Consider the following 24,120-nt stretch of genomic DNA (forward strand, 5'->3'; position numbering starts at 1 on the left):
GGAGTCCACCATGGCTGTATTGATGAAGCGAGTAACGCTGGTGGTTTTGCTGCTGATGCCTTGCGCGGCCATGGCCTCAGTGCTCACCGCGCTCGATGTGCACCGGCAGAGCGATAATGAGGTCAGGCTGGATCTTCAGTTCAGCGGTGAAGTGGCGGCGCTCCAGAGTCATCGTCTTCAGGACCCGCCGCAATTGATGCTGGATCTGGCCAATACTCAAAACGGCCTGGGCCAGCGGCATATCGGCGTGGGGCAGGCGGGCGTCGGGCGTATCAGCGTGCTGGAAGGGGGTGGTCGCACCCGGCTGGTCGTGGGGCTGACCAGGCCCTTGGACTACACCACGCAGAGAGTGGGCGACCAGTTGCAGGTTACTCTGCGTGAGTCCTCTTCGGCGCTGTCCCGGCGTCCGTCCGGTCAAGGCCCTCGCTCGTCGATAGAGGCTGCCGAGCCGGCGCGGTTCAATGGCGAGAAGCTGAGCCTGAACGTGCAGGACATGGAAATACGTGCCGTGCTGGCAAGGCTGGCCGAATTTACCGGCATGAACCTGATTGCCAGCGACAGCGTGACCGGACGGATTACCTTGAACCTGAACGAAGTGCCCTGGGACCAGGCGCTTGCGCTGATTCTGCAGACCCAGGGGCTTGCCAGCCGTGAGCATGACAACGTGATTCTGGTGGCCCCGGCGGGGGAGCTTGCCGGGCTCGAACGTCAAGAAGCCGATACCCTGGGTCAGCCCCAGGCGCTTGCGCCGCTGGTGAACGAACTGATCGAGATCAAATACGCGCGCGCCGAGGAGCTGGCGCCACTGGTGCGCGGTGGAGATGGCTTTGGGCTATTGACCGAGCGCGGAAGAATCAGCGTGGACCCTAGAACCAATGCACTGCTGATTCAGGATACCGCCGAGCAGGTAGCACGTATCAAGCGCACCCTCGAGCGCCTGGACGTGCCGGTGCGACAGGTACAGATCGAGGCGCGCATCGTGATTGCCCGGGATACTGCCTCGCGGGAGCTTGGCGTCAACTGGGGGGCTTCCAGTACGCGTGGCTTTCAGGCAGCGGAGAACGGCAACTTCGGCCCGCGCAATATCAACCCGGCTGGCTTGAACAGGGCGCGCGGCGGGCTGGCCGTCGATCTGGGCTCGTCTTCCGGGGCGAGCACCGGTTTCAGCTTTGGCTATCTGTCAGGCGACATCCTGCTCGACCTGGAGCTTCGGGCGCTGGAAAGTGAAGGCAAGAGCCAGACCATTTCGCAGCCTCGTGTCATCACCGCCAACCAGCGCACGGCAATCATTCGCCAGGGGGAGGAGCGGGCGTTTCAAAGCGTGGACGTACAGGGCAATCCGGACACACAGTTCAAGGAGGCGGAGCTGTCACTTGAAGTAACACCGCAGATTACGCCGGATAACCGTATCATCATGGATCTGATGATCACCAATGACAGCTTTCGGGAGTCCGGGTTCGGCGGTGAGCCGCCTATCGACACCAACCAGATCGAGACCCAGGTGCTGGTGGACAACGGCCAGACGGTGGTGCTCGGCGGCATCTTGACCACCGAACAGCTCAGTCAGATGGCCAAAACACCGTTTCTGGGTGATATTCCTTGGCTTGGACAGCTGTTTCGGTATACCGAAGAGAGCAATGAGAAGGTAGAGTTGTTAGTCTTTATCACTCCACGACTACTTGACGACGGCTTGGCGGTTCGCTGATGCAGGATTTACCCAACCTTTTTCTGATCGGCCCCATGGGGGCTGGTAAAAGCACGATAGGCCGCCTGCTGGCAGGTGAGCTTGCGCGCACGTTTTATGACAGCGACCACGCCATTCAGGACCGCTGCGGTGCGGACATTCCCTGGATATTCGATGTAGAGGGCGAGGGCGGCTTTCGTCAGCGCGAAATCCAGATGATCGACGAGCTAACCCGTCTTTCAAGCGTCGTGGTGGCTACCGGCGGCGGGGCAGTGCTGCGTGAAGAGAACCGCCGGGCGCTGCGCGAGCGCGGCACGGTCATCTATCTGATGACCACCGTGGACCAGCAGCTCAAGCGCACGGCGAAGGATCGCAACCGGCCGCTTCTGCAGTGCGCCAACCGCGAGCAGGTGCTGAACGACATGTTTGCCGCCCGCGACCCGCTCTACCGCGCCACGTCCGATATTACCGTACGCACCGACCGCCGCAGTCCGCGCGCCGTGGTCAACGAAATCCTGCGTCGGGTACACCGGCTGATCGACCCGCTGGAAAGCGTCGATGCGCCCAACTCAAAGGTATCTCCATGACTCGACCCGCCACGGCCCAGCGTACGCTCGATGTAGCGCTGGGCGACCGTAGTTATCCGATCCATATTGGCACCGGCCTCTTGAGCGACCCGCAGGCGCTCGTGCCCTATCTGGCGGGCAAGCAGGTCATGGTCGTCACCAACGAAACCATCGCCCCGCTTTATCTGGAGGCGCTGTGCGCTACCTTGCCTGATGAGTTCGACGTACGCACCGTGGTGCTGCCGGACGGCGAGCAGTACAAGAGTATCGAGCAGGTCGGGCGCATCTGGGATGCCCTGCTGGAAGCGGGCTTCAACCGGCGCTGTACGCTGGTCGCGTTGGGTGGTGGTGTCATCGGCGATATGGTTGGCTATGCCGCCGCCTCCTATCAGCGTGGCGTGGCCTTTATTCAAGTGCCTACGACGCTGCTTTCCCAGGTCGACTCCTCCGTCGGCGGCAAGACGGGTGTGAATCACCCGCTGGGCAAGAACATGATCGGCGCGTTCTGGCAGCCCCGGGCGGTGGTGATCGATATCGCAACGCTTGCCACGCTGCCGGACCGCGAGCTGTCGGCAGGCCTTGCCGAGGTGATCAAGTATGGGCTGATACGCGACGAGACGTTTTTGAGTTGGCTTGAAGAGAACATGGCGGCACTGCGGCAGATAAGCCCTGAGGCCGTGATCGACGCCATCGCGCGTAGTTGCCAGATCAAGGCGGATATTGTCGCCGACGATGAAACCGAGCAGGGGGTGCGCGCGCTTTTGAACCTGGGGCATACCTTTGGCCACGCCATCGAGGCGCACCAGGGGTACGGCAACTGGCTGCATGGTGAAGCAGTGGGCGCCGGGATGGCCATGGCGGCAACGCTCTCCGAGCGACTGGGCTTTATCAGTACCGCCGATCTGAACCGCGCCCGCGCGGTGATCGAAAGTGCCGGGCTTCCGCTGGCGGCTCCGGCAGGCATGAACAGCGATGACTTTCTTTCGCGCATGCGCCTGGACAAGAAGAACCTGGATGCTCGGCTGCGCCTGATACTGCTTGGCGCGATTGGCGATGCCTGCATCGATGACACGACACCCGACACCTTGCTGCGTGAGCTTATCGATAGCTACCCGCGCACGTAACCCGCTTGCAAGATCAGCCTGCTTGCATGAAACCCGCCTTCCGGCGGGTTTTTTCGTTTTTAGAACAGTGTTAGATAATTGATCATGATGTAATCAGCATGACTTATGCGCTATCGGCATGGGGATTTCAGGCATCATTAGACTAAAGTTTAATTCTCTTGTGTTTTCGTTGAAATAGCGTTTTATCACTATGCAAGTGCTTGAACTGTATGTCTTTTTTATCAGGCCGGGTGATGCAAATGCTGGATTTGAAAAGGGTTTCTGGCAGTGTGGTGGGCCAGGTGATTGCGCGACAGGTGGGCGAATCGCTATGCTGAGCAACCATTTTACTACGGCAGCGGGCCGGGCTAGCGCCCTATTCCTGACAGGCTAAAAAGGCCATAAAAAAAGAAAAACCTGTTATTAAACCATAAGAACGCTGTCAATAAAACACCTTGACTAGAGGCACGCCCATGAATAGAGGTCTTCATCAGCCCGGCGAGTTTCGCGATAACTGCGGCTTTGGCCTTATCGCTCATATGGAAGGGCAGGCCAGCCATGATCTGCTGAAAACGGCTATTGAGTCGCTCACCTGCATGACCCACCGCGGCGGTATCGCCGCCGACGGCAAGACCGGGGATGGTTGCGGACTGCTGCTCAAGATGCCTGTCCAGTTCATGCGCGAAGCGGCCCAGCAAGCGTTGGGTGCTGCGCTTGGCGAGCAGTTCGCGGTGGGCGTCGTGTTCCTGCCCAACGATGATGCCCGGGCCGCCGAGGCGCGTGACACCGTCGAGCGCGAGCTGAGCGCGCGCGGCCTGCAGGTGGCGGGCTGGCGGGTGGTGCCCACCGATTCGAGCGTTTGTGGCCCCATGGCGCTCGATTGCCTGCCGCGTATCGAGCAGATTTTTGTCGAGCCCGGTGACAGCGAGCAGTTCACCGTGGATCTCTTCATGGCTCGCCGCTATGCCGAGCAGGCGCTGAAGCGCGAAGAAGACTTCTACGTGGCTTCGCTCTCCTCGGAAGTCGTCTCCTATAAGGGTCTGGTGATGCCGGAAGACCTGCCGGCCTTTTACAAGGACCTGAACGATCCGCGTCTGGAAACCGCGATCTGCGTGTTTCACCAGCGCTTCTCGACCAATACCGCGCCGCGCTGGCCGCTGGCCCAGCCGTTTCGCCTGCTGGCGCACAACGGCGAGATCAACACCATCGAGGCCAACCGCGGTTGGGCCAACTCGAGGAAGGCCAACTTCGTAAGCGAGCGCCTGCCGGATATCGACAAGCTCGACGAGATCGTCAATACCACCGGCTCCGACTCCTCGAGCATGGACAACATGCTCGAAGTGCTGTTGACCGGCGGTATGGAGCTGCACCGCGCCGTGCGCATGATGGTGCCGCCGGCCTGGCAGAACGTCGAGACCATGGACGCGGAGCTTCGCGCCTTCTACGAATACAACTCCATGCACATGGAGCCCTGGGACGGCCCTGCCGGCGTGGTCATGACCGACGGCCGCCAGGCGGTGTGCATGCTCGACCGCAACGGCCTGCGTCCGGCGCGCTGGGTGATCACCAAAAATGGCTATATTACGCTTGCCTCGGAAGTGGGCACCTACGGCTACAAGCCCGAAGACGTGGTGGCCAAGGGCCGCGTCGGCCCGGGGCAAATGCTGGCCGTCGACACCCAGACCGGCGAAGTGCTGCATACCCAGGATATCGACGACCGTCTGAAGTCCGCCTACCCCTACAAGCGCTGGCTCAAGCAGGAAGCCAACTACCTCGAGTCGGCGCTCACCGAGCTTGCACGCTTTCAGTCCATGGACACCGACGCACTCAACGTGCAGCAGAAGATGTTCCAGGTAACGTTCGAAGAGCGTGACCAGGTGCTGCGCCCGCTCGCGGAAAGCGGCCAGGAGGCGGTAGGCTCGATGGGCGATGACACGCCGATGGCGGTGCTTTCAAGCCGTCCGCGTCTGTTGACCGATTTCTTCCGCCAGAAGTTTGCCCAGGTCACCAACCCGCCGATCGATCCGCTGCGCGAAGCGATCGTGATGTCGCTGGAAACCTGCTGCGGGGCGGAGCTCAACGTGTTCAAGGCAACGCCGGAACACGCGCATCGCCTGATTCTGACCACGCCCGTCCTCTCGCCGCGCAAGTTTACCGCGCTGGTCAGCCAGGACGACCCGGCCTTTGCCAGCCATACGCTGGTAATGGGTTACGACCCGGAGCAGCAGAGTCTCAAGCAGGCGCTGAGCGCGCTTTGCCAGGAAGCCGAGAGTCAGGTCAAGGCGGGCAAGGTGATTCTGGTGCTGACCGATGCCGATCTGCCCAAGGGGCAGATTCCCATTCAGGCGGCGCTGGCCGTGGGCGCGGTGCACACCCATCTGGGTCGTCTGACGCTGCGCCCGAACGCCAACATCATCGTGGAAACCGGCTACGCCCGAGACGCCCACCAGATGGCCGTGCTGTTCGGCGTGGGCGCCACCGCCGTCTATCCGTGGCTTGCCTATCAGGTCATGGCGGACATGCACCGCGTGGGTGAGCTGACCGGCAACCCGGCCGATGGTCGCGAGAACTATCGCAAGGGGCTGCAGAAAGGGCTGTTCAAGATCCTCTCCAAGATGGGTATCTCAACGCTTGCCTCCTATCGCGGCTCGATGCTGTTCGAGGCGGTCGGTCTCGCCGATGAGGTCATGGACACCTGCTTTGTGGGCATGGCGTCACGCATCCAGGGGGCGGGCTTTAGTGAGCTGCAGATGCAGCAGGAGCTGATTGCGAAGGATGCGTGGATACCCCGCAAGGGTATTTCCCAGGGCGGCATGCTCAAGTACGTGCATGGCCATGAGTATCACGCCTACAACCCCGATGTGGTCAAGGCACTCCAGGCCGCCGTGCAGGAGGGCAGCTACGCCAAGTGGAAGCGATTTGCTCAGCTGGTCAACGAGCGTCCTGTAGCCACCATTCGCGACCTTCTGGTTCTCAAGCCTGCCGAAACGCCGATCGCGCTGGAGGAGGTAGAGCCGGTCGAAGCGTTGCTGCCGCGTTTCGACAGCGCCGGCATGTCGCTCGGCGCGCTGTCGCCGGAGGCGCATGAAGCGCTGGCCCAGGCCATGAACGAGGCCGGCGGACGCTCCAACTCCGGCGAGGGCGGCGAAGACCCGGCCCGTTACGGCACCATTCGCAGCTCCAAGATCAAGCAGATCGCCTCGGGCCGCTTCGGTGTCACGCCGGCTTACCTGGTCAATGCCGAAGTGCTGCAGATCAAGGTGGCCCAAGGCGCCAAGCCCGGCGAAGGCGGTCAACTGCCCGGTGGCAAGGTGAATGCGCTGATTGCCCGTCTGCGCTATGCAGTGCCTGGCGTCACGCTGATTTCACCGCCGCCGCACCACGATATCTACTCGATTGAAGACCTGGCTCAGTTGATCTTCGATCTCAAGCAGGTCAACCCGGATGCGCAGGTATCGGTCAAGCTGGTTTCCGAACCGGGTATCGGCACCATCGCCACCGGTGTTGCCAAGGCCTATGCCGACCTGATCACCGTCTCCGGTTACGACGGCGGCACCGCGGCAAGCCCCTTGACCTCCATCAAGCACGCGGGCTCCCCCTGGGAGCTGGGCCTGCCCGAGGTACATCAGGCACTGCGTATCAACGGCCTGCGCGACAAGATTCGCCTGCAGACCGATGGCGGCCTGAAAACCGGGCTCGACGTCATCAAGGCGGCGATCCTGGGCGCGGAAAGCTTTGGCTTTGGCACCGCGCCGATGGTCGCGCTGGGCTGCAAGTTTCTGCGCATCTGTCACCTCAACAACTGCGCCACCGGTGTGGCCACGCAAGATGACTTCCTGCGCGGCGAGCACTTCCGCGGCACCGTGGACATGGTCAAGAACTACTTCCGCTTCATCGCCGAAGAAGTGCGCGAGTTGATGGCCCTGCTGGGCGTGCGCCAACTGACCGACCTGATCGGGCGTACCGACCTGCTGGACGTGCTCGAGGGCAAGACGCAGAGCCAGGGCAAGCTGGATCTGATGCCGCTGCTGGCCAACGACTTCGTGCCGGCGGATGCACCGCAGTTCTGCACCGTGAGCCGCAACGTGCCCCACGACCCGGGCGCCAAGAACCAGGAAGTGCTGGCGGCCTTGAAGGAGGCCATCGAGAACCGGTCCGGTGGCGATTTCAGCTTTACCATCACCAACTGCGACCGCAGCGTGGGCGCGCTCTCCTCCGGTGCCATCGCCAAGCGCTACGGCGAAGAGGGCCTTGAGAGCGCGCCGGTCACCGCGCGCTTTACCGGGGTGGCCGGGCAGAGCTTCGGCGTGTGGAATGCCCGTGGCCTGAACCTGTATCTCGAAGGCGATGCCAACGACTACGTGGGCAAGGGCATGAACGGCGGCAGCATCGTGATCGTTCCGCCGAAGAGCAGCCAGTTCGAGAGCCACAAGACGGCCATCATCGGCAACACCTGCCTGTATGGCGCCACCGGCGGCACACTGATGGCGGCAGGCACCGCCGGCGAGCGCTTCGCGGTGCGCAACTCCGGGGCCACGGCGGTCATCGAAGGCGCAGGCGATCACTGCTGCGAATACATGACCGGCGGCCTGGTGTGCGTTCTGGGCGAAACAGGGGTCAACTTTGGCGCGGGCATGACCGGCGGGTTTGCCTATGTGCTGGATGAAGATCGCACCTTCGTGGACAAGTACAACCACGAGCTGGTCGAGATTCATCGCGTCAGTACCGAAGCCATGGAGGCGTATCGCCGCCACCTTCGCGAGCTGCTTACCACTTACGTGGAAGAGACCGGTTCCAGCCGCGGGGCGGCCATTTTGGAAGATTTCGGCGACTACCTGCGTCACTTCTGGCTGGTGAAGCCAAAAGCGGCAAGCCTTGGCAGTCTTCTGGATCAATCTCGGCGTCAGCCGCAATAACCGCCCGTGACCCTACGCTGAGAGGAGAAAAGACATGGCTAACCGTTTGAACAACGACTTCCAGTTCGTCGATGTGGGGCGCATGGACCCGCAGAAGAAGCCAGCCCATACTCGTGCCAAGGAATTTGCCGAGATCTACGAGCCCTTCAAACCCACGGAGGCGGCAAGCCAGGCGCACCGCTGCCTGCACTGCGGCAATCCCTACTGCGAATGGAAGTGCCCGGTTCACAACTACATTCCCAACTGGCTGCAGCTGGTGGTGGAAGGCAACATCATCGAAGCCGCCGAGCTTTCCCACAAGACCAATTCGCTGCCGGAAGTGTGCGGACGCGTCTGCCCGCAGGACCGTCTGTGCGAGGGCGACTGTACGCTCAATGACGGCTTCGGGGCGGTGACCATCGGCTCGGTCGAGAAGTACATCACCGATACCGCCTTTGCCATGGGCTGGCGCCCGGACATGTCCAAGGTGGTATGGACCGACAAGAAAGTCGCCATCGTAGGTGCAGGCCCGGCAGGACTGGGCTGCGCCGATATCCTGGCGCGCAACGGCGTCAAGCCCGTGGTGTTTGACAAGTATCCGGAAATTGGCGGGCTTTTGACCTTCGGGATCCCGGAGTTCAAGCTCGAGAAGAGTGTCATGGAGCGTCGCCGCGCGGTATTCGAGGAGATGGGCGTCGAGTTCCGGCTGAATACCGAAATCGGTACCGATATCGAGTTCGACACCCTGCTTCAGGAGTATGACGCGGTCTTTCTGGGCATGGGCACCTACAAGTACATGCAGGGCGGCTTCCCCGGTGAAGACCTGCCCGGTGTCTACAAGGCGCTCGATTTCCTGATTGCCAACGTCAACCGCCGCCTGGGTTTCGAGAAGGACCCAAGCGACTATATCTCCATGGAAGGCAAGCGCGTGGTCGTGCTCGGCGGTGGCGATACGGCCATGGACTGCAACCGTACCTCCATTCGTCAGCACGCGGCGAGCGTGACCTGCGCCTATCGTCGTGATGAGGGCAACATGCCCGGTTCGCGCCGCGAAGTAGCCAACGCGCGTGAAGAGGGCGTCGAGTTCTTGTTCAACCGCCAGCCGGTGGCGGTGGTGGGCGATGATAAGGTCGAGGGCGTGAAAGTCGTGCGCACGCGCCTGGGCGAGCCCGACGAAAAGGGGCGCCAGCGCCCGGAAGTGGTGCCCGGTTCCGAAGAGATCATTCCCGCCGATGCGGTGGTGGTGGCCTTTGGCTTCCAGGCAAGCCCGGCGCCATGGTTCGAAGGCTCGCGAATCGATCTGGACGAGCGTGAGCTGGTGAAAGCCCCCGAGCACGGCCAGTACGCCTTTCAGACCAGCAACGAGAAGATCTTTGCCGGCGGCGACATGGTGCGCGGCTCGGATCTCGTGGTCACGGCGATTCACGAAGGCCGCCAGGCAGCAGAAGGCATCATGAACTACCTGGGCGTCTGATTCGTTCAGCGCCCAGGTCTGCCCCGGCAACGGCCTGATGCCGGGGCAGCCGCTTGCTCAGTGTACGTCGAGACAACGGCGTGGCAGTTCAAATTGAGCCGCAAGGCGTAGTCTGCTATTCTGTCGTCCCATCCTGGTGTGGCTTTCTGCTACGCCTTTTGATCACGTTTCGACAGGTTTTCCATGACACGATATATCTTCGTGACCGGCGGCGTTGTGTCCTCTCTTGGCAAGGGCATCGCGTCGGCCTCGCTGGCGGCGATTCTCGAGGCCCGCGGTCTCAAGGTCACCATGCTCAAGCTCGACCCGTACATCAACGTGGACCCGGGCACCATGAGCCCTTTCCAGCACGGCGAGGTGTTCGTCACCGAGGATGGCGCCGAAACCGACCTGGACCTTGGCCACTACGAGCGCTTCATTCGTACCAAGATGACCCAGGGCAACAACTTCACCACCGGCCGGGTCTACGAGCACGTGCTGCGCAAGGAGCGCCGCGGCGACTACCTGGGCGGCACGGTGCAGGTGATTCCGCACATCACCGATGAAATCAAGCAGCGCGTCTACGCCGGCGGCGAAGGCTTCGATGTGGCGCTGGTGGAAATTGGCGGTACCGTGGGCGATATCGAATCGCTGCCGTTTCTGGAATCGATCCGCCAGATCAGAAGCGAGCTGGGCGCCAACCGCGCGCTGTTCATGCACCTGACGCTAGTGCCTTACATCAAGACGGCGGGCGAGACCAAGACCAAGCCTACCCAGCACAGCGTCAAGGAGCTGCGCTCGATCGGTATCCAGCCGGATATCCTGATCTGCCGCAGCGAAGTCGAGCTCGAAGAGAGCGAGCGGCGCAAGATCGCCCTGTTCACCAACGTCGAAGAGCGTGCGGTGGTGCCGCTTCAGGATGCCGACACCATCTATCGCATTCCGCTGATGCTTCACGAGCATGGCCTGGACGACATCGTCTGCGACAAGCTGCGCCTTGATGCCGCGCCCGCAGATCTTGCCGAATGGGTGAAGGTGCTGGACTCCAAGCTCAACCCGCTGAAGTCGGTGAGCATCGCCATGGTCGGCAAGTACATGGAGCTGCTGGATGCCTACAAGTCGCTCAACGAAGCCCTGATTCACGCCGGTATCCAGGGGCGCATCAAGGTCAACGTCGACTATATCGACTCCGAGGACATCGAGCGCCACGGCACCGAGCGCCTGGCGGGTAAAGACGCCATTCTGGTCCCCGGCGGCTTTGGCGAGCGCGGCGTGGAAGGCAAGATTCTCACCGCCCAGTTCGCCCGCGAAAACAACGTGCCTTATCTCGGCATTTGCCTCGGGATGCAGGTGGCGGTGATCGAGTTTGCGCGTAACGTGGCCGGCTGGAAAGATGCCAACTCCACCGAGTTTACCCACGATACACAGCACCCGGTGGTCGGCCTGATTACCGAATGGATCAACAAGGAAGGCAAGATCGAGCTGCGCGATGCGGCATCCGATCTGGGCGGCACCATGCGTCTTGGCGGCCAGCTGTGCCACCTGAAGTCCGGCAGCAAGGCGCGCGAAGCCTACGGCTCTGATGAAATCGTCGAGCGTCACCGTCACCGCTTCGAGGTGAACAACCAGTTCATCGACGAGCTGGAGCAGGCGGGCCTTGTAATCTCGGGCAAGAGTGTGGATCAGTCGCTGGTCGAGATGATCGAACTTGCCGACCACCCCTGGTACGTGGCGTGTCAGTTCCACCCGGAATTTACCTCTACTCCGCGTGACGGACACCCGCTCTTCTCGGGCTTCGTCAACGCCGCGCTCGAGCACAAGGCGGCACGCGCCCGAGCCCACGCGTCACCTCAGGAATAAGGGGAGAGCCGATGGCTTCTCAAGCACCGTCTCAAGTGCTGTCTCAAGCACCGTCTCAAGTACCTTGCCAAGAGCGTCATGTCACCATTGCCGGCTTAACCGCCGGCAATTCTTTGCCGCTGATGCTGCTTGGCGGCATGAACGTGCTGGAGTCCGCCGAGCTTGCCGGTGAGGTGGCCAGTGCCTATGTCGAGGTGACAAAAAAGCTCGGCATGCCTTACGTGTACAAGGCGAGCTTCGACAAGGCCAACCGCAGCTCCATCAACTCCTACCGCGGCCCTGGCATCGAGAAGGGCCTGCAGATGCTGGCCGATATCAAGTCGCGTCACGGGGTGCCGGTCATCACCGACGTTCACGAGCCCTGGCAGGCGGCACCGGCGGCAGAAGTGGCCGACATCATCCAGTTGCCCGCCTTTCTGGCCCGCCAGACGGATCTGGTCGTGGCAATGGCCAAGACGGGGGCGGCAATCAATATCAAGAAGCCGCAGTTTCTCGCCCCGCACGAGATGCGCCATATCATCCAGAAGTTTCAGGAGGCGGGTAACGACCGCCTGATGCTCTGCGAGCGCGGTTCGAGCTTCGGCTACAACAACCTGGTCGTGGACATGCTCGGCTTTGGCGACATGAAGCAGACCGGCTACCCGCTGTTTTTCGATGTCACCCACGCGCTTCAGCGCCCAGGCGGGCGGGCCGACAGTGCCGATGGCCGCCGTGCCCAGGTGGCGGAGCTTGCCCGGGCAGGGGTGGCCGTAGGGCTTGCGGGGCTCTTTCTGGAAGCCCACCCGGACCCGGACAACGCCAAGTGCGATGGCCCTTGTGCACTACCGCTTGACCAGCTCGAGCCGTTCTTGACCCAACTTTCCCAACTGGATTCACTGGTGAAGAATTTCGCGCCGCTGACCATCAACTGATCGCGGCCATCCTAGCGGCACTCAATCTTCTATTAGACCGACAACCAAGGACACTGCCATGACCAAAATTGTAGATATCAGTGCACTGGAAGTACTCGATTCGCGCGGTAACCCGACGGTACAGGCGCGCGTGTGCCTCGAGAGCGGGGCAGTAGGCGAGGCCTGCGCGCCAAGCGGTGCTTCCACCGGTTCACGCGAGGCGCTCGAGCTGCGTGACGGCGACAAGGCGCGCTACCTTGGCAAGGGTGTCCTGAAGGCGGTTGATGCGGTCAATGGCAAGATCCGTGATGCGCTGCTGGGAATGGATGCACGTGACCAGCGTGGCCTGGATGATGCCATGCTGGCTCTCGACGCCACCGAGAACAAGGCGAACCTGGGCGCCAATGCCATTCTGGCAGTCTCTCTGGCCGCGGCCAAGGCCGCTGCCAACGCCAAGGGGGTGCCGCTTTACGCGCACATTGCCGAGCTTTACGGCCAGCCGGGCCAATACAGCATGCCGGTGCCCATGATGAACATCATCAATGGCGGCGAGCACGCCGACAACAACGTGGATATCCAGGAATTCATGGTGCAGCCGGTGGGTGCCAAGAATTTCCGTGAAGGCCTGCGCATGGGCGCGGAAGTTTTCCACGCGCTGAAAAAGGTCCTTTCTGCCAAGGGGCTATCGACAGCCGTTGGCGATGAAGGCGGCTTCGCGCCGGATCTGGCGTCCAACGCCGATGCCCTGGCGGTCATCAAGCAGGCCGTAGCGGATGCCGGCTATACGCTGGGCCAGGATATTACCCTGGCGCTCGACTGTGCGTCTTCCGAGTTCTACAAGGATGGCCAGTACAGCCTGTCCGGCGAAGGCAAGACATACGACGCTCAGGGCTTTGCCGATTACCTCGCGGGCCTGTGCGACGAGTATCCGATCGTCTCCATCGAAGACGGCATGGACGAGTCCGACTGGGACGGCTGGAAGGCGCTCACCGACAAGCTCGGCGACAAGGTGCAACTGGTGGGCGACGATCTGTTCGTGACCAACACCAAAATCCTCAAGCGCGGTATCGATGAGAAGATCGGCAACTCCATTCTGATCAAGTTCAACCAGATCGGCTCGCTGTCGGAAACCCTGGACGCGATCAAGATGGCTCAGGACGCCGGCTTCACCGCGGTCATCTCGCACCGTTCGGGCGAAACCGAAGATACCACCATTGCCGACCTGGCGGTGGGCACCTGTGCCGGCCAGATCAAGACAGGCTCGCTGTGCCGCTCCGACCGGGTTGCCAAGTACAACCGCCTGCTGGTGATCGAGGCGGAACTAGGCGAGGTTGCCTACCCGGGACGTCAGGCGATCAAGGGCCAGTAACGCGTCTTTATTGATCCCTTTGTAAGAGATATCTCAAAAATTTGTAAGACATTTCTTACAAATACCGACGAAAATCGCTCGGTTTGGGGTAAGAAATAACGAAATTTTAGATTAGTTAAACTTTAAGTTTTTGATTTTTATTTCGTTTTTCTAAAAAAAGCGAGCCCCCGGGCTCGCTTTTTTGCATTTTGCACGCCTTGAGAAGATGCCGGTATCTGCCACAATGCACACAGGACAGGGGAGGCAGGGATGCTTTAGACAGGATGCAATGCAACGGGGTGTAGGCAGGTGCGCCGGGTGCCACATTGACGTGAGCCTTGGTAGGGAAGTTGCCTGAGGAGTTTGACACAGGGAGTGGTCAGAGGAAGTGCTTGGAGCGGGCGGCCTACGGGCCGCCTTTTTTTATGCCTGAAAAGCAGAGGCTTATAAAAATATTATTAGGTTATAAGTAAAATACATTTTTATTCCTCGCTGCTATTACTTACCATGGCGCGCAAGCGTTAGCAGGCTAGGTTTACGCCAGGCTGACGACAGCGGTACATCTTTGATGTGCCGTTTTTTTAGTTAAGGGAGACAGTAAATATGCTTGGGTTGGTTACGATCAATGTGTTGATCTTTGCGCTGGCCATCGCGCTGCTGGCGCGCTGGCAGCGAAGCGGCGCAAGCCTTTCGAAGGTAGTGCTGGTGGGGCTTGTGGCCGGTGTTGGCCTGGGCGCGCTGCTGCAGTGGCTGTTTGCGGATTCAGCGGTGCTCGAAGGCACCATCGATTGGGTCAATCTGGTCGGCGGTGGCTATGTTCAACTGCTGAAGATGATCATCATGCCGCTGGTACTGGTGACCATTCTCTCGGCAGTAACCCGGCTGCACGATGCCAGTGCGCTGGGCAAGATCAGTCTGGGCGTGCTGGCCATGCTGATGCTCACCACCGCGATTTCCGCCGTCATCGGTATCAGCATGACGCAACTGTTCGGCCTTTCCGCCGAAGGGCTGGTACAGGGCGCTCGCGAGCTCGAGCGTGGGCAGGCCATCGTCGAGCGCAGCGCACAGGTCGCGGATCTGACCGTGCCGCAGCTGCTGCTTTCGTTCATTCCCTCCAATCCGTTCCAGGATCTGGCCGGCGCACGCGCCACATCCATCATCAGCGTCGTGATCTTTGCCACCTTTCTGGGCATGGCGGCGCTGGGGATCAAGCGGGAAAACCCTGCTCTCGGTGACAAGCTGATCGAGGGCATCGATCTGGTGCAGAAGTGGATCATGCGTCTGGTTCGCATGGTCATTCGCCTGACGCCTTACGGTGTCATGGCGCTGATGACCAAGGTGGTCTCGACCTCCGATCTAGGCGACATTCTCGGCCTGCTCGGCTTCGTGGTGGCTTCTTACGTAGGCCTGACGCTGATTCTGATCATGCATGCGCTGTTCCTGCTGGGCGCCGGGGTCAACCCGCGGCGCTACTTCCAGAAGGTGTGGCCGGTGCTTACCTTTGCCTTTACCTCGCGTTCGAGCGCTGCCACGATTCCCTTGAATATCGAAGCGCAGGTAAGCCGCATCGGCGTGCCCCCCGCCATTGCCAACTTTGCCGCCTCCTTTGGCGCCACCATCGGGCAGAACGGCTGTGCCGGCCTGTATCCGGCAATGCTGGCCATGATGATTGCCCCGACCGTGGGGATCGACCCGCTGTCGTTCGAGTTTCTGGCGACGCTGGTGCTGGTAGTGACGCTTGCCTCCTTCGGCATCGCCGGTGTCGGCGGCGGGGCGACCTTTGCCGCCATCATCGTGCTCTCGACGCTCGATCTGCCAATTGCACTCGCCGGGCTTTTGATCTCCATCGAGCCGCTGATCGACATGGGGCGCACGGCGATCAACGTCAATGGCTCGATGACCGCGGGCACAGTGACCAGTCGACTGCTTGGCCAGCACGACAGTGCGGTCTTCGACTCCAGCGACGACGAGCTGGGCGAGGTAAAAACCGCCTAGGCCAGCGGCACCTCATGCAAGGCACAAGCGCCCCCGGTTGGGGGCGCTTGTGCGTTCAGGGACCGGCGTTGGGCAAGACAGAAAAAAACCAGCGCGGACGCTGGTTCTTGGGAGTGTGGTTGCGCCGTTTTCAGCGCTCCAGCTTCTCGAGCTTGCCGCTCTTGCCATCCCACTCTTCGGCGTCCGGCAGGGCGTCCTTCTTTTCGGAAATGTTGGGCCACACTTCTGAAAGCTCGGCGTTGATCTCGATGAACGGCTCCTGACCATCTGGCAGCTCGTCTTCCGAGAATATCGCCTCTGCCGGGCATTCAGGCTCGCACAGGGCGCAGTCGATGCACTCGTCCGGGTGGATCACCAGGAAGTTGGGGCCTTCGTAAAAGCAGTCGACCGGGCAAACCTCTACACAGTCTGTGTATTTGCATTGGATGCAGTTTTCGGTAACGACAAACGTCATCGCGCTATCCCTCTTGCGGGACCGGGGGTGCGTCCCGGTCATGGTCAATCGTGAATGGTTATAAAACAGCCGTTTTTTATAAGCTAAAAAGTATGGGCGGTATTCTAGTAGCGCCCATACCTCACGGCAAGCTCTTGCCCCGTTTCTGGCCCAATTACCGCAGATCGCTGCCGGATGCTGCTACAGCAGATCGCGCCACTGGTAGATCAGTGCCAGCGCCTCGCGGGGCGACAGGTCATCCACATCGGCGCGTTCGAGCGCTTCGAGCACCGGGTGCGGGGCGCTGGCAAACAGATCATTCTGCTGAGGCGCCGTGGGGGAGGGCGCGCGCTCATGGTCAGCAGGGCGCGCCTGGTGGGTGTCCACGTCGCGCTGTTCGAGCGCCATCAGTTTTTCCCGTGCGCGCTTGATCACATGGCCAGGCACCCCGGCCAGCTGGGCGACCTGCAAGCCGTAGCTCTGGCTTGCCGGGCCAGCCTCGATGCGGTGCATGAACACGATGGTGTCGCCATGCTCGGTGGCGGTCAAATGAATATTGGCCACGCCCTCGGCCTGCTCCGGCAGAGCCGTCATTTCAAAGTAGTGGGTGGCAAACAGGGTCAGCGCACGGGCCTTGGCCAGATGCTCAGCGCTGGCCCAGGCAAGAGAGAGTCCGTCGAAGGTGCTGGTGCCCCGGCCGATCTCGTCCATCAGCACCAGGCTGTGCTCGGTGGCATTGTGCAGGATGTTGGCGGTTTCGGTCATCTCGACCATGAAGGTCGAACGTCCTCCCGCCAGGTCATCCGACGAGCCAATCCGGGTGAATATGCGATCAATGGGGCCGATCTCGGCGGCCTCGGCAGGCACGAAGCTGCCGCTGTGGGCCAGCAGGGCGATCAGGGCCGTCTGGCGCATGTAGGTCGATTTACCGCCCATGTTGGGACCGGTAATCACCAGCATGTGCTGTTGCGGTGTAAGCATCACATCGTTGGGCACGAACGGCTTGTCGCTGACCTGCTCGACCACCGGGTGGCGCCCGGCAGTGATGGTGATGCCGGTGGCGTCACTCAGCCTGGGGCGTACCCAGTTGAGTGCTTCGGCGCGTTCGGCAAAGGCGCACAGCACGTCAAGCTCGGCAAGCGCGCGCGAGGTGCTCTGAAGCTCGCCAAGCAGCCCGTTGAGCTCGCTGAGCAGGCGGTCGTACAGCCATTTTTCCCGGGTGAGGGCACGAGACTTGGCGGACAGCGCCTTGTCCTCGAACTCCTTGAGCTCGGGAATGATGAACCGCTCGGCGTTTTTCAGCGTCTGGCGGCGGATATAGTCTGCCGGTGCCTGCTGCGCCTGAGCGCGTGGCAGCTCGATAAAGTAGCCATGTACGCGATTGTAGCCGACCTTCAGGTTGGCAAGGCCGGTGCGTTCGCGTTCGCGAAGCTCCAGCTGTACCAGGTAGCTGCCGGCATTTTCGGCCATGCCGCGGTGCTCGTCGAGCTCTGCATCGAAACCATCGGCAATCACGCCGCCGTCGCGAATCACCACGGGCGGGTTCTCGACCAGCGCGCGGCTGAGCGTGTCGGCAAGCTCGGGGTAAGGGCGGATATGCGGACGCAGGTTGTCCAGTGCGCTGCCGTGCTCGATGCCGCCCAGCAACTGCTCGAGTTCAGGCAGCGTGTTCAAGGCATCGCGCAGACGCGCCAGATCCCGTGGGCGGGCGCTGTAGAGGGCGACCCGGGCAAGAATACGCTCGACATCACCCACATCGCTGAGCGTTTCACGCAGTGCCAGGTACGCCATATCCAGACCGAGCAGGGCGACCCCGGCCTGGCGGCCTTGAACGATGTCGCGCTGGCGCAGGGGCCGGTTCAGCCAGCGTTTGAGAAGGCGCGAGCCCATGGCGGTGGTACAGGTATCCAGTACGCTGGCAAGGGTATTATCCGTGCTGCCGCCCAGGTTGATGTCTATTTCCAGGTTGCGACGGCTGGCACCATCGATGACCACTGCGTCATCGCGGTTCTCGACACTGAGGGCGGTAACGTGAGGCAGGCGCGAGCGCTGAGTGTCCCGGGCATAGTCGATCAGCACACCGGCAGCCACCAGCGCCGTGGAAAGATGGGCGCAGCCAAACCCGCGCAGATCCTTGACCTCGAACTGGTCACACAGGCTGCGGTTGGCGCTTTCCAGGTCGAACAGCCATTCGCCCTGGCGGCGCAGGCTGCGTTTTTGTGCCCACGTATCCGGAAGTGAAAGGCTTTCCGGCACCAGCAGTTCGGCGGGTGAAAGGCGGGTCAGCTCGGCCAGCATTTCGGCTTCGCTCTCGACTTCCAGTACGCTGAAACGTCCGCTGGAGAGCTCGAGCCAGGCGAGCCCCCAGCGATCGTTGCCCGGCGCCAGGGATACCAGCACGTTGTCGCGTCGTGCGTCCAGCAGCGCTTCGTCGTGCAGGGTGCCGGGCGTGACGATACGTACGACCTGACGCTCCACCGGGCCCTTGCTGGTGGCCGGGTCGCCAATCTGCTCACAGATGGCGACCGATTCGCCACTCGCCACCAGGCGGGCCAGGTAGCCTTCGGCGCTATGGTAAGGTACCCCCGCCATGGGAATGGGCTTGCCGCCGGACTGGCCGCGCTGGGTCAGGGTGATATCCAAAAGCGCCGCGGCGCGCTTGGCATCATCGAAAAACAGCTCGTAAAAGTCGCCCATCCGATAAAACAGAAGGACTTCGGGATGTTCGCGCTTGATCTTGAGATACTGGGTGATCATCGGCGTGTTGGCGGGAATGGCCTGTGACATGGGCGTCCTGATTGAGCGTCGCGCAAGCCCTTTCGGCTTGCGGCATGTTCCTGGGCAAATGCGTTGCGCAATTTCGCTGAGCAATTTCGTTGAGAAAGCTGAACGCAGTATTCTACGCTGACTGATATCTTACATGAAGGAGTGGCCATGACGCCCAGCGTTTCCAGTCTCAAGAATCTCGATCTTTCCCTGTTGGCGCAGCGGCTTGGAAAGCTTTGTCGCAAGCGTGGCCTGGAAATCACTACCGCCGAGTCGTGTACCGGTGGTGGTATCGCCAGCGCCATCACGTCGACGCCAGGCAGCTCGGCATACTTCACCACCGGCTACGTCACTTACGCCAACGCGGCAAAAACGCGGCTGGTCGGTGTGCCAGAGGCTACACTACAAGCGCATGGCGCGGTCAGTGAAGCCGTGGTCAAGGCCATGGTGGCCGGCGCCTGCCAGGACAGCGGCGCCCAGCTGGGCGTGGCCGCCAGTGGCGTGGCCGGCCCTGATGGTGGCACGCAGGAGAAGCCGGTGGGCACGGTATGGCTTGCCTGGGGCGATGCCAGCGTTCAGGAGGCCGAGTGTTTCCATTTCCCCGGTGATCGCCAGGCCGTGCGTGAACAGGCCGTGCGCGAGGCGCTGGCGGGGCTCGTGGCACGCCTGGATAGCTAGGTGGAGGCGCGAGCCGCGAAATAATCGTCAAAAACCGCGTTGAGGATTTGTTTAGCGACGAATTTTTGGCATAATACTGGTTAATTATACAGTCTGTTATGAGGGTGTTTGCATGGCTCAGGATGACAATCGTACGAAAGCGTTGAACGCTGCACTTAGCCAGATCGATCGCCAGTTCGGCAAGGGCACGGTAATGCGCCTGGGCGATGCGCCCCGCGTCGTCATGCCGTCGGTATCCACCGGTTCGCTGGGGCTGGATATCGCGCTTGGCATTGGCGGTCTGCCCTTTGGTCGGGTGGTGGAAATCTTTGGTCCGGAATCCTCGGGCAAGACCACCCTGACGCTCTCGGTGATCGCCCAGGCCCAGAAACAGGGCAAGGTGTGTGCCTTCGTGGATGCCGAGCACGCCCTCGACCCAAGCTATGCCGAAAAGCTCGGTGTCAACCTGGATGACCTGCTGGTCTCCCAGCCGGACACCGGCGAGCAGGCGCTCGAGATTACCGACATGCTGGTTCGCTCCGGCGGTGTCGACGTCATCATCATCGACTCCGTGGCAGCCCTTACCCCGCGTGCCGAGATCGAAGGCGAGATGGGGGACTCTCACGTTGGCCTGCAGGCACGCTTGATGTCCCAGGCGCTGCGCAAGATCACCGGTAACATCAAGAACGCCAACTGCCTGGTTGTCTTCATCAACCAGATTCGCATGAAGATCGGCGTCATGTTCGGCAGCCCCGAAACCACTACCGGCGGTAACGCACTGAAGTTCTACTCGAGCGTGCGTCTGGACATTCGCCGTACGGGCTCGGTCAAGGCCGGTGATGAAGTCACGGGTAACGAGACCCGCGTGAAGGTGGTCAAGAACAAGGTGGCACCGCCGTTCCGTCAGGCCGAGTTCCAGATCCTGTATGGCAAGGGCATCTACCATGCCGGTGAGGTGGTAGACCTCGGCGTACAGTGCAATCTGGTCGACAAGGCGGGTGCCTGGTACAGCTACAAGGGCAGCAAGATTGGCCAGGGCAAGGCGAACGCTGCCCAGTACCTTGAAGAGCATCCCGAGATCATGGAAGAGATCGAAAGCCAGATTCGCGACCAGCTGCTGGCCAAGGCCGAACCGAAGAAGGAAGAGGCTCAAGCGGCAGATATCGCCGCCGATGCCGATGACGATCTGCTGTAACGCCCATGTTCGGCACCTCACGTGATGCAACGCCACGCGAGATAGTGATACAGCTGCTGGCCCGGCGCGAGTACTCTCGCGCCGAGCTTGCACAGAAGCTCAGGCAGAAAGCCTTCGAAAGCGCGGCTATCGAGGAGTGCCTCGATGCCGTTGCCGAACAGGGGCTGCAGTCCGACGCTCGTTTTGCCGAAAGCTTCGTGCGCTCGCGTATCCTGCGCGGGCAGGGCATCATCCGCATCAAGGGCGAGCTTCGCCAGCGCGGCATCCACCAGGACACCATGAGCGAAGCGCTTGCCAGTGTGGAAGCCAGCGAAGATGTGGACTGGTTCGAACTGGCCAGGGATACCCTGGCACGCCGCTTCTCTTCCCCGGGGGACACCCCTAAAGAGCGTGCCCGGCGCGAGCGCTTTCTCGCTGCGCGCGGGTTCGATTTCGAACAGATTCGCTATGCGCTTTCCTGTCTGTAACGCCTTCTTTCCCCGCCATTAAGGCTCGGTGACTTCCTTCATCCTGAGCTTTCAGCCGCTAACTGCCGCTTTAGTCATTTGCCAACTGCGCTATAATGGCGCTTTTGCGACCCCAGCGGGTAGCGGCGACAGCGCCCTGGGGCATCATGCTTTCTTGTTACGGATACCCTATGAAAAGCGCAGAGATCAGAAAGGCCTTTTTATCCTTTTTCGAAGAGCAGGGACATACCATTGTCCCGACCAGCTCACTGGTGCCAGGTAACGACCCTACGTTGCTGTTCACCAATGCGGGCATGGTGCCTTTCAAGGATGTTTTTCTGGGCCGTGATCCGCGTCCCTACGTACGTGCGACCTCTGCCCAGCGCTGCGTACGCGCCGGCGGCAAGCACAACGACCTGGACAACGTCGGCTATACCGCGCGCCACCACACCTTTTTCGAGATGCTGGGCAACTTCAGCTTCGGCGACTATTTCAAGCGCGATGCCATCCGCTTTGCCTGGAGCTTTCTGACCGAAACCCTGGGCCTGCCCAAGGAGAAGCTCTGGGTCACGGTACACATCAGCGACGATGAAGCCGAGCGCATCTGGAAAGAGGAGGTCGGCATCGACCCCGAGCGCTTCTCCCGCCTGGACGAAGACAATTTCTGGCAGATGGGCGATACCGGCCCCTGCGGCCCCAGCTCGGAAATCTTCTTCGATCACGGCCCCGAGGTATGGGGCGGGCCTCCCGGCAGTGCCGACGAGGACGGCGACCGCTATATCGAGATCTGGAATTTGGTGTTCATGCAGTTCGATCGCGACGCCCAGGGCACACTTAACCCGCTGCCCAAGCCCTCCATCGATACCGGCATGGGCCTGGAGCGCGTCGCCGCGGTCATGCAAGGCGTTCACTCCAACTACGAGATCGACCTGTTCCAGAACCTGCTGGAAGCGGCCGCCAAGGCGACCGGCCACGGCGATACTGCCGCCCCATCACTGCGCGTCATTGCCGACCATATCCGTTCGTGCTCCTTTTTGATTGCCGACGGTGTGCTGCCCTCCAACGAAGGCCGAGGCTATGTATTGCGGCGTATCATTCGCCGGGCGATTCGTCATGGCCACAAGCTGGGCGCCACCAAGCCGTTCTTTCATACCCTGGTGGACGCGCTGGATGCCGAGATGGGTGAGGCCTACCCGGAGCTTCGCGAGGCGCGCGGCCAGATCGCCCGCGTGCTGCTGAAGGAAGAAGAGCAGTTTGCGCGCACGCTGGATCATGGCATGGGCCTGTTGAACGCTGCCCTCGAAGAGCTCGATGGCAAGGTGCTGTCCGGCGAAACCGTGTTCAAGCTTTACGACACCTATGGCTTCCCGTTCGACCTGACCGCCGATGTCTGCCGTGAGCGCGGCGTGACGCTCGACGAGGAGGGCTTTCAGCGTGAACTCGACGCCCAGCGCGAGCGCGCCCGGGCGGCCAGCCAGTTTGGTGCCGACTACAGCGCCAATATCGAGCTTGACGGCACCACTGACTTTACCGGCTACGAGCGTCTGGAAGATCAGGCCAAGGTCGTGGCGCTGGTGGATGGCGAAGGCAATGCCCTGGCCGCTCTGGAAGCGGGCCAGAAGGGCACCGTGGTGCTGGACCGCACGCCGTTTTACGGCGAATCCGGTGGCCAGGTGGGCGACACCGGCTATCTGTATATAGAGGGCGGGCGGTTCCAGGTAACCGATACGCAAAAGCAGAGCGGCCATCACCTTCACCAGGGCATGATGGTGGAAGGGATGCTGGAAGTGGGCGCCAACGTGCGTGGCGAAGTGGATGCGAGCCTGCGTGCCGCCACGATCCGCAACCACTCGGCTACCCACCTGTTGCACCAGGCGCTGCGCATGGTGCTCGGCGATCACGTCCAGCAGAAGGGCTCGCTGGTGAATGCCGAGCGCCTGCGGTTTGACTTCAGCCATTTCGAGCCTATGAGCGCCGAGCAGCTGGCAGAGGTCGAGCGGCTGGTGAACGAGCAGATCCTGGCCAACGCGGCGACCCGTGTCGAGCAGATGAGCCTGGAACAGGCCAAGGCCAAGGGGGCAGCGGCGCTGTTCGAGGCCAAGTACGCCGACAACGTGCGCGTACTCACCATTGGTGCCGACGACTTCTCTATCGAGCTGTGTGGTGGTACCCACGTGGCCAGAAGCGGCGACATCGGCTGCTGCCATGTGGTCAGCGAAGTGGGCATTGCCTCCGGCGTGCGTCGGATCGAGGCGATCACCGGCGAGAATGCGCTGGCCTACTTCCGTGAGCAGGAAGCGCGTGTTCAGCGCCTGGGCGAGCGTCTCAAGACCAAACCCGAGCAGGTCGAAACCCGCGTCGAGTCGCTGATCGAGCGTAACCGCAGCCTGGAAAAGGAGCTTGAACAGCTCAAGGCCAAGCTGGCAAGCGCTGCGGGTAGCGACATGCTCAGCCAGGCTCGTGAAGTAAACGGCGTGAAGCTTCTGGCCACCGAGCTTGAAGGCGTTTCAGGCAAGGATCTTCGCGGTATGCTCGACCAGCTCAAGAACAAGATCGGCTCTGGCGTGATCATTCTTGGCGTGGCCGACAAGGCTGCGGGCAAGGTCAGCCTGATTGCCGGTGTCACTCAGGACCTGACCGGGCGCGTCAAGGCCGGTGAGCTGGTCAACCACGTGGCCTCGCAAGTGGGTGGCAAGGGCGGTGGCCGCGCGGACATGGCGCAAGCCGGAGGCAGCCAGCCCGAGGCGCTGCCCGAGGCGCTGGGCAGCGTTGCCGCGTGGCTTGAAAATATACTTAGCTAAACAAAAGGGCCGGTGGCATTATCTGCAA

At 61.4% G+C, this 24,120-nt stretch carries 15 protein-coding genes; 13 read left to right on the forward strand and 2 right to left on the reverse strand.

What is annotated here, in order from left to right:
- Positions 1-10: 10 nt before the first annotated feature.
- The 9 genes from HW452_RS06615 to HW452_RS06655 all read left to right on the forward strand — a co-directional run bounded on the left by HW452_RS06615 (position 11) and on the right by HW452_RS06655 (position 15,794).
- On the forward strand, positions 11-1,705 hold the full coding sequence (locus tag HW452_RS06615) for a type IV pilus secretin PilQ (RefSeq protein WP_224105305.1): 1,695 nt from the start codon (positions 11-13) through the stop codon (positions 1,703-1,705).
- Positions 1,705-2,271, forward strand: coding sequence for a shikimate kinase AroK (aroK, locus tag HW452_RS06620; RefSeq protein ID WP_224105306.1), 567 nt, complete (start codon positions 1,705-1,707; stop codon positions 2,269-2,271). Before HW452_RS06615 ends, aroK begins: the two co-directional genes overlap by 1 nt.
- Positions 2,268-3,374 carry a 3-dehydroquinate synthase gene (aroB, locus tag HW452_RS06625; RefSeq protein WP_224105307.1) on the forward strand — a complete coding sequence of 369 codons (1,107 nt, stop codon included), beginning with the start codon at positions 2,268-2,270 and terminating at the stop codon, positions 3,372-3,374. The genes aroK and aroB overlap by 4 nt, the downstream gene beginning before the upstream one ends.
- A gap of 452 nt (positions 3,375-3,826) precedes the next feature.
- Complete coding sequence (gltB, locus tag HW452_RS06630; protein ID WP_224105308.1) at positions 3,827-8,269, forward strand: glutamate synthase large subunit; 4,443 nt, start codon at positions 3,827-3,829, stop codon at positions 8,267-8,269.
- Positions 8,270-8,303: 34 nt separating this feature from the next.
- Positions 8,304-9,722 carry an FAD-dependent oxidoreductase gene (locus HW452_RS06635; protein ID WP_224105309.1) on the forward strand — a complete coding sequence of 473 codons (1,419 nt, stop codon included), beginning with the start codon at positions 8,304-8,306 and terminating at the stop codon, positions 9,720-9,722.
- Positions 9,723-9,905: 183 nt separating this feature from the next.
- Positions 9,906-11,561 carry a CTP synthase gene (locus HW452_RS06640; RefSeq protein WP_224105310.1) on the forward strand — a complete coding sequence of 552 codons (1,656 nt, stop codon included), beginning with the start codon at positions 9,906-9,908 and terminating at the stop codon, positions 11,559-11,561.
- Between the two features lie 11 nt (positions 11,562-11,572).
- Positions 11,573-12,472 carry a 3-deoxy-8-phosphooctulonate synthase gene (gene kdsA / locus HW452_RS06645; RefSeq protein ID WP_224105311.1) on the forward strand — a complete coding sequence of 300 codons (900 nt, stop codon included), beginning with the start codon at positions 11,573-11,575 and terminating at the stop codon, positions 12,470-12,472.
- A gap of 58 nt (positions 12,473-12,530) precedes the next feature.
- Positions 12,531-13,820: a phosphopyruvate hydratase gene (eno, locus tag HW452_RS06650; protein WP_224105312.1), complete on the forward strand. Its 1,290-nt coding sequence runs from the start codon at positions 12,531-12,533 to the stop codon at positions 13,818-13,820.
- Between the two features lie 582 nt (positions 13,821-14,402).
- Positions 14,403-15,794 carry an L-cystine transporter gene (locus HW452_RS06655; protein WP_224105313.1) on the forward strand — a complete coding sequence of 464 codons (1,392 nt, stop codon included), beginning with the start codon at positions 14,403-14,405 and terminating at the stop codon, positions 15,792-15,794.
- Positions 15,795-15,924: 130 nt separating this feature from the next.
- Here the strand turns inward: HW452_RS06655 and fdxA are convergent, their stop codons facing one another.
- Complete coding sequence (gene fdxA / locus HW452_RS06660; RefSeq protein ID WP_224105314.1) at positions 15,925-16,248, reverse strand: ferredoxin FdxA; 324 nt, start codon at positions 16,246-16,248, stop codon at positions 15,925-15,927.
- 180 nt (positions 16,249-16,428) lie between these two features.
- Positions 16,429-19,014, reverse strand: coding sequence for a DNA mismatch repair protein MutS (gene mutS, locus HW452_RS06665; protein WP_224105315.1), 2,586 nt, complete (start codon positions 19,012-19,014; stop codon positions 16,429-16,431).
- 147 nt (positions 19,015-19,161) lie between these two features.
- Here mutS and HW452_RS06670 point away from each other — a divergent pair, with 147 nt between their 5' ends.
- The 4 genes from HW452_RS06670 (at position 19,162) to alaS (ending at position 24,092) form a co-directional block, all read left to right on the forward strand.
- The gene (locus tag HW452_RS06670; RefSeq protein ID WP_224105316.1) at positions 19,162-19,671 is read left to right on the forward strand and encodes a CinA family protein; all 510 of its coding nucleotides are present in this window, start codon (positions 19,162-19,164) and stop codon (positions 19,669-19,671) included.
- A 112-nt stretch (positions 19,672-19,783) separates the two neighbouring features.
- Positions 19,784-20,845 carry a recombinase RecA gene (gene recA / locus HW452_RS06675; protein WP_224105317.1) on the forward strand — a complete coding sequence of 354 codons (1,062 nt, stop codon included), beginning with the start codon at positions 19,784-19,786 and terminating at the stop codon, positions 20,843-20,845.
- Positions 20,846-20,850: 5 nt separating this feature from the next.
- Positions 20,851-21,312, forward strand: coding sequence for a regulatory protein RecX (locus HW452_RS06680; RefSeq protein ID WP_224105318.1), 462 nt, complete (start codon positions 20,851-20,853; stop codon positions 21,310-21,312).
- A 170-nt stretch (positions 21,313-21,482) separates the two neighbouring features.
- A complete protein-coding gene (alaS, locus tag HW452_RS06685; protein ID WP_224105319.1) occupies positions 21,483-24,092 on the forward strand; it encodes an alanine--tRNA ligase in 2,610 nt (869 codons plus the stop codon).
- Positions 24,093-24,120: the final 28 nt, after the last annotated feature.

Origin of the sequence: Vreelandella aquamarina, from assembly GCF_020075495.1 — a bacterium.
In the GTDB taxonomy this organism is placed as follows: Bacteria; Pseudomonadota; Gammaproteobacteria; order Pseudomonadales; family Halomonadaceae; genus Vreelandella; species Vreelandella aquamarina_A.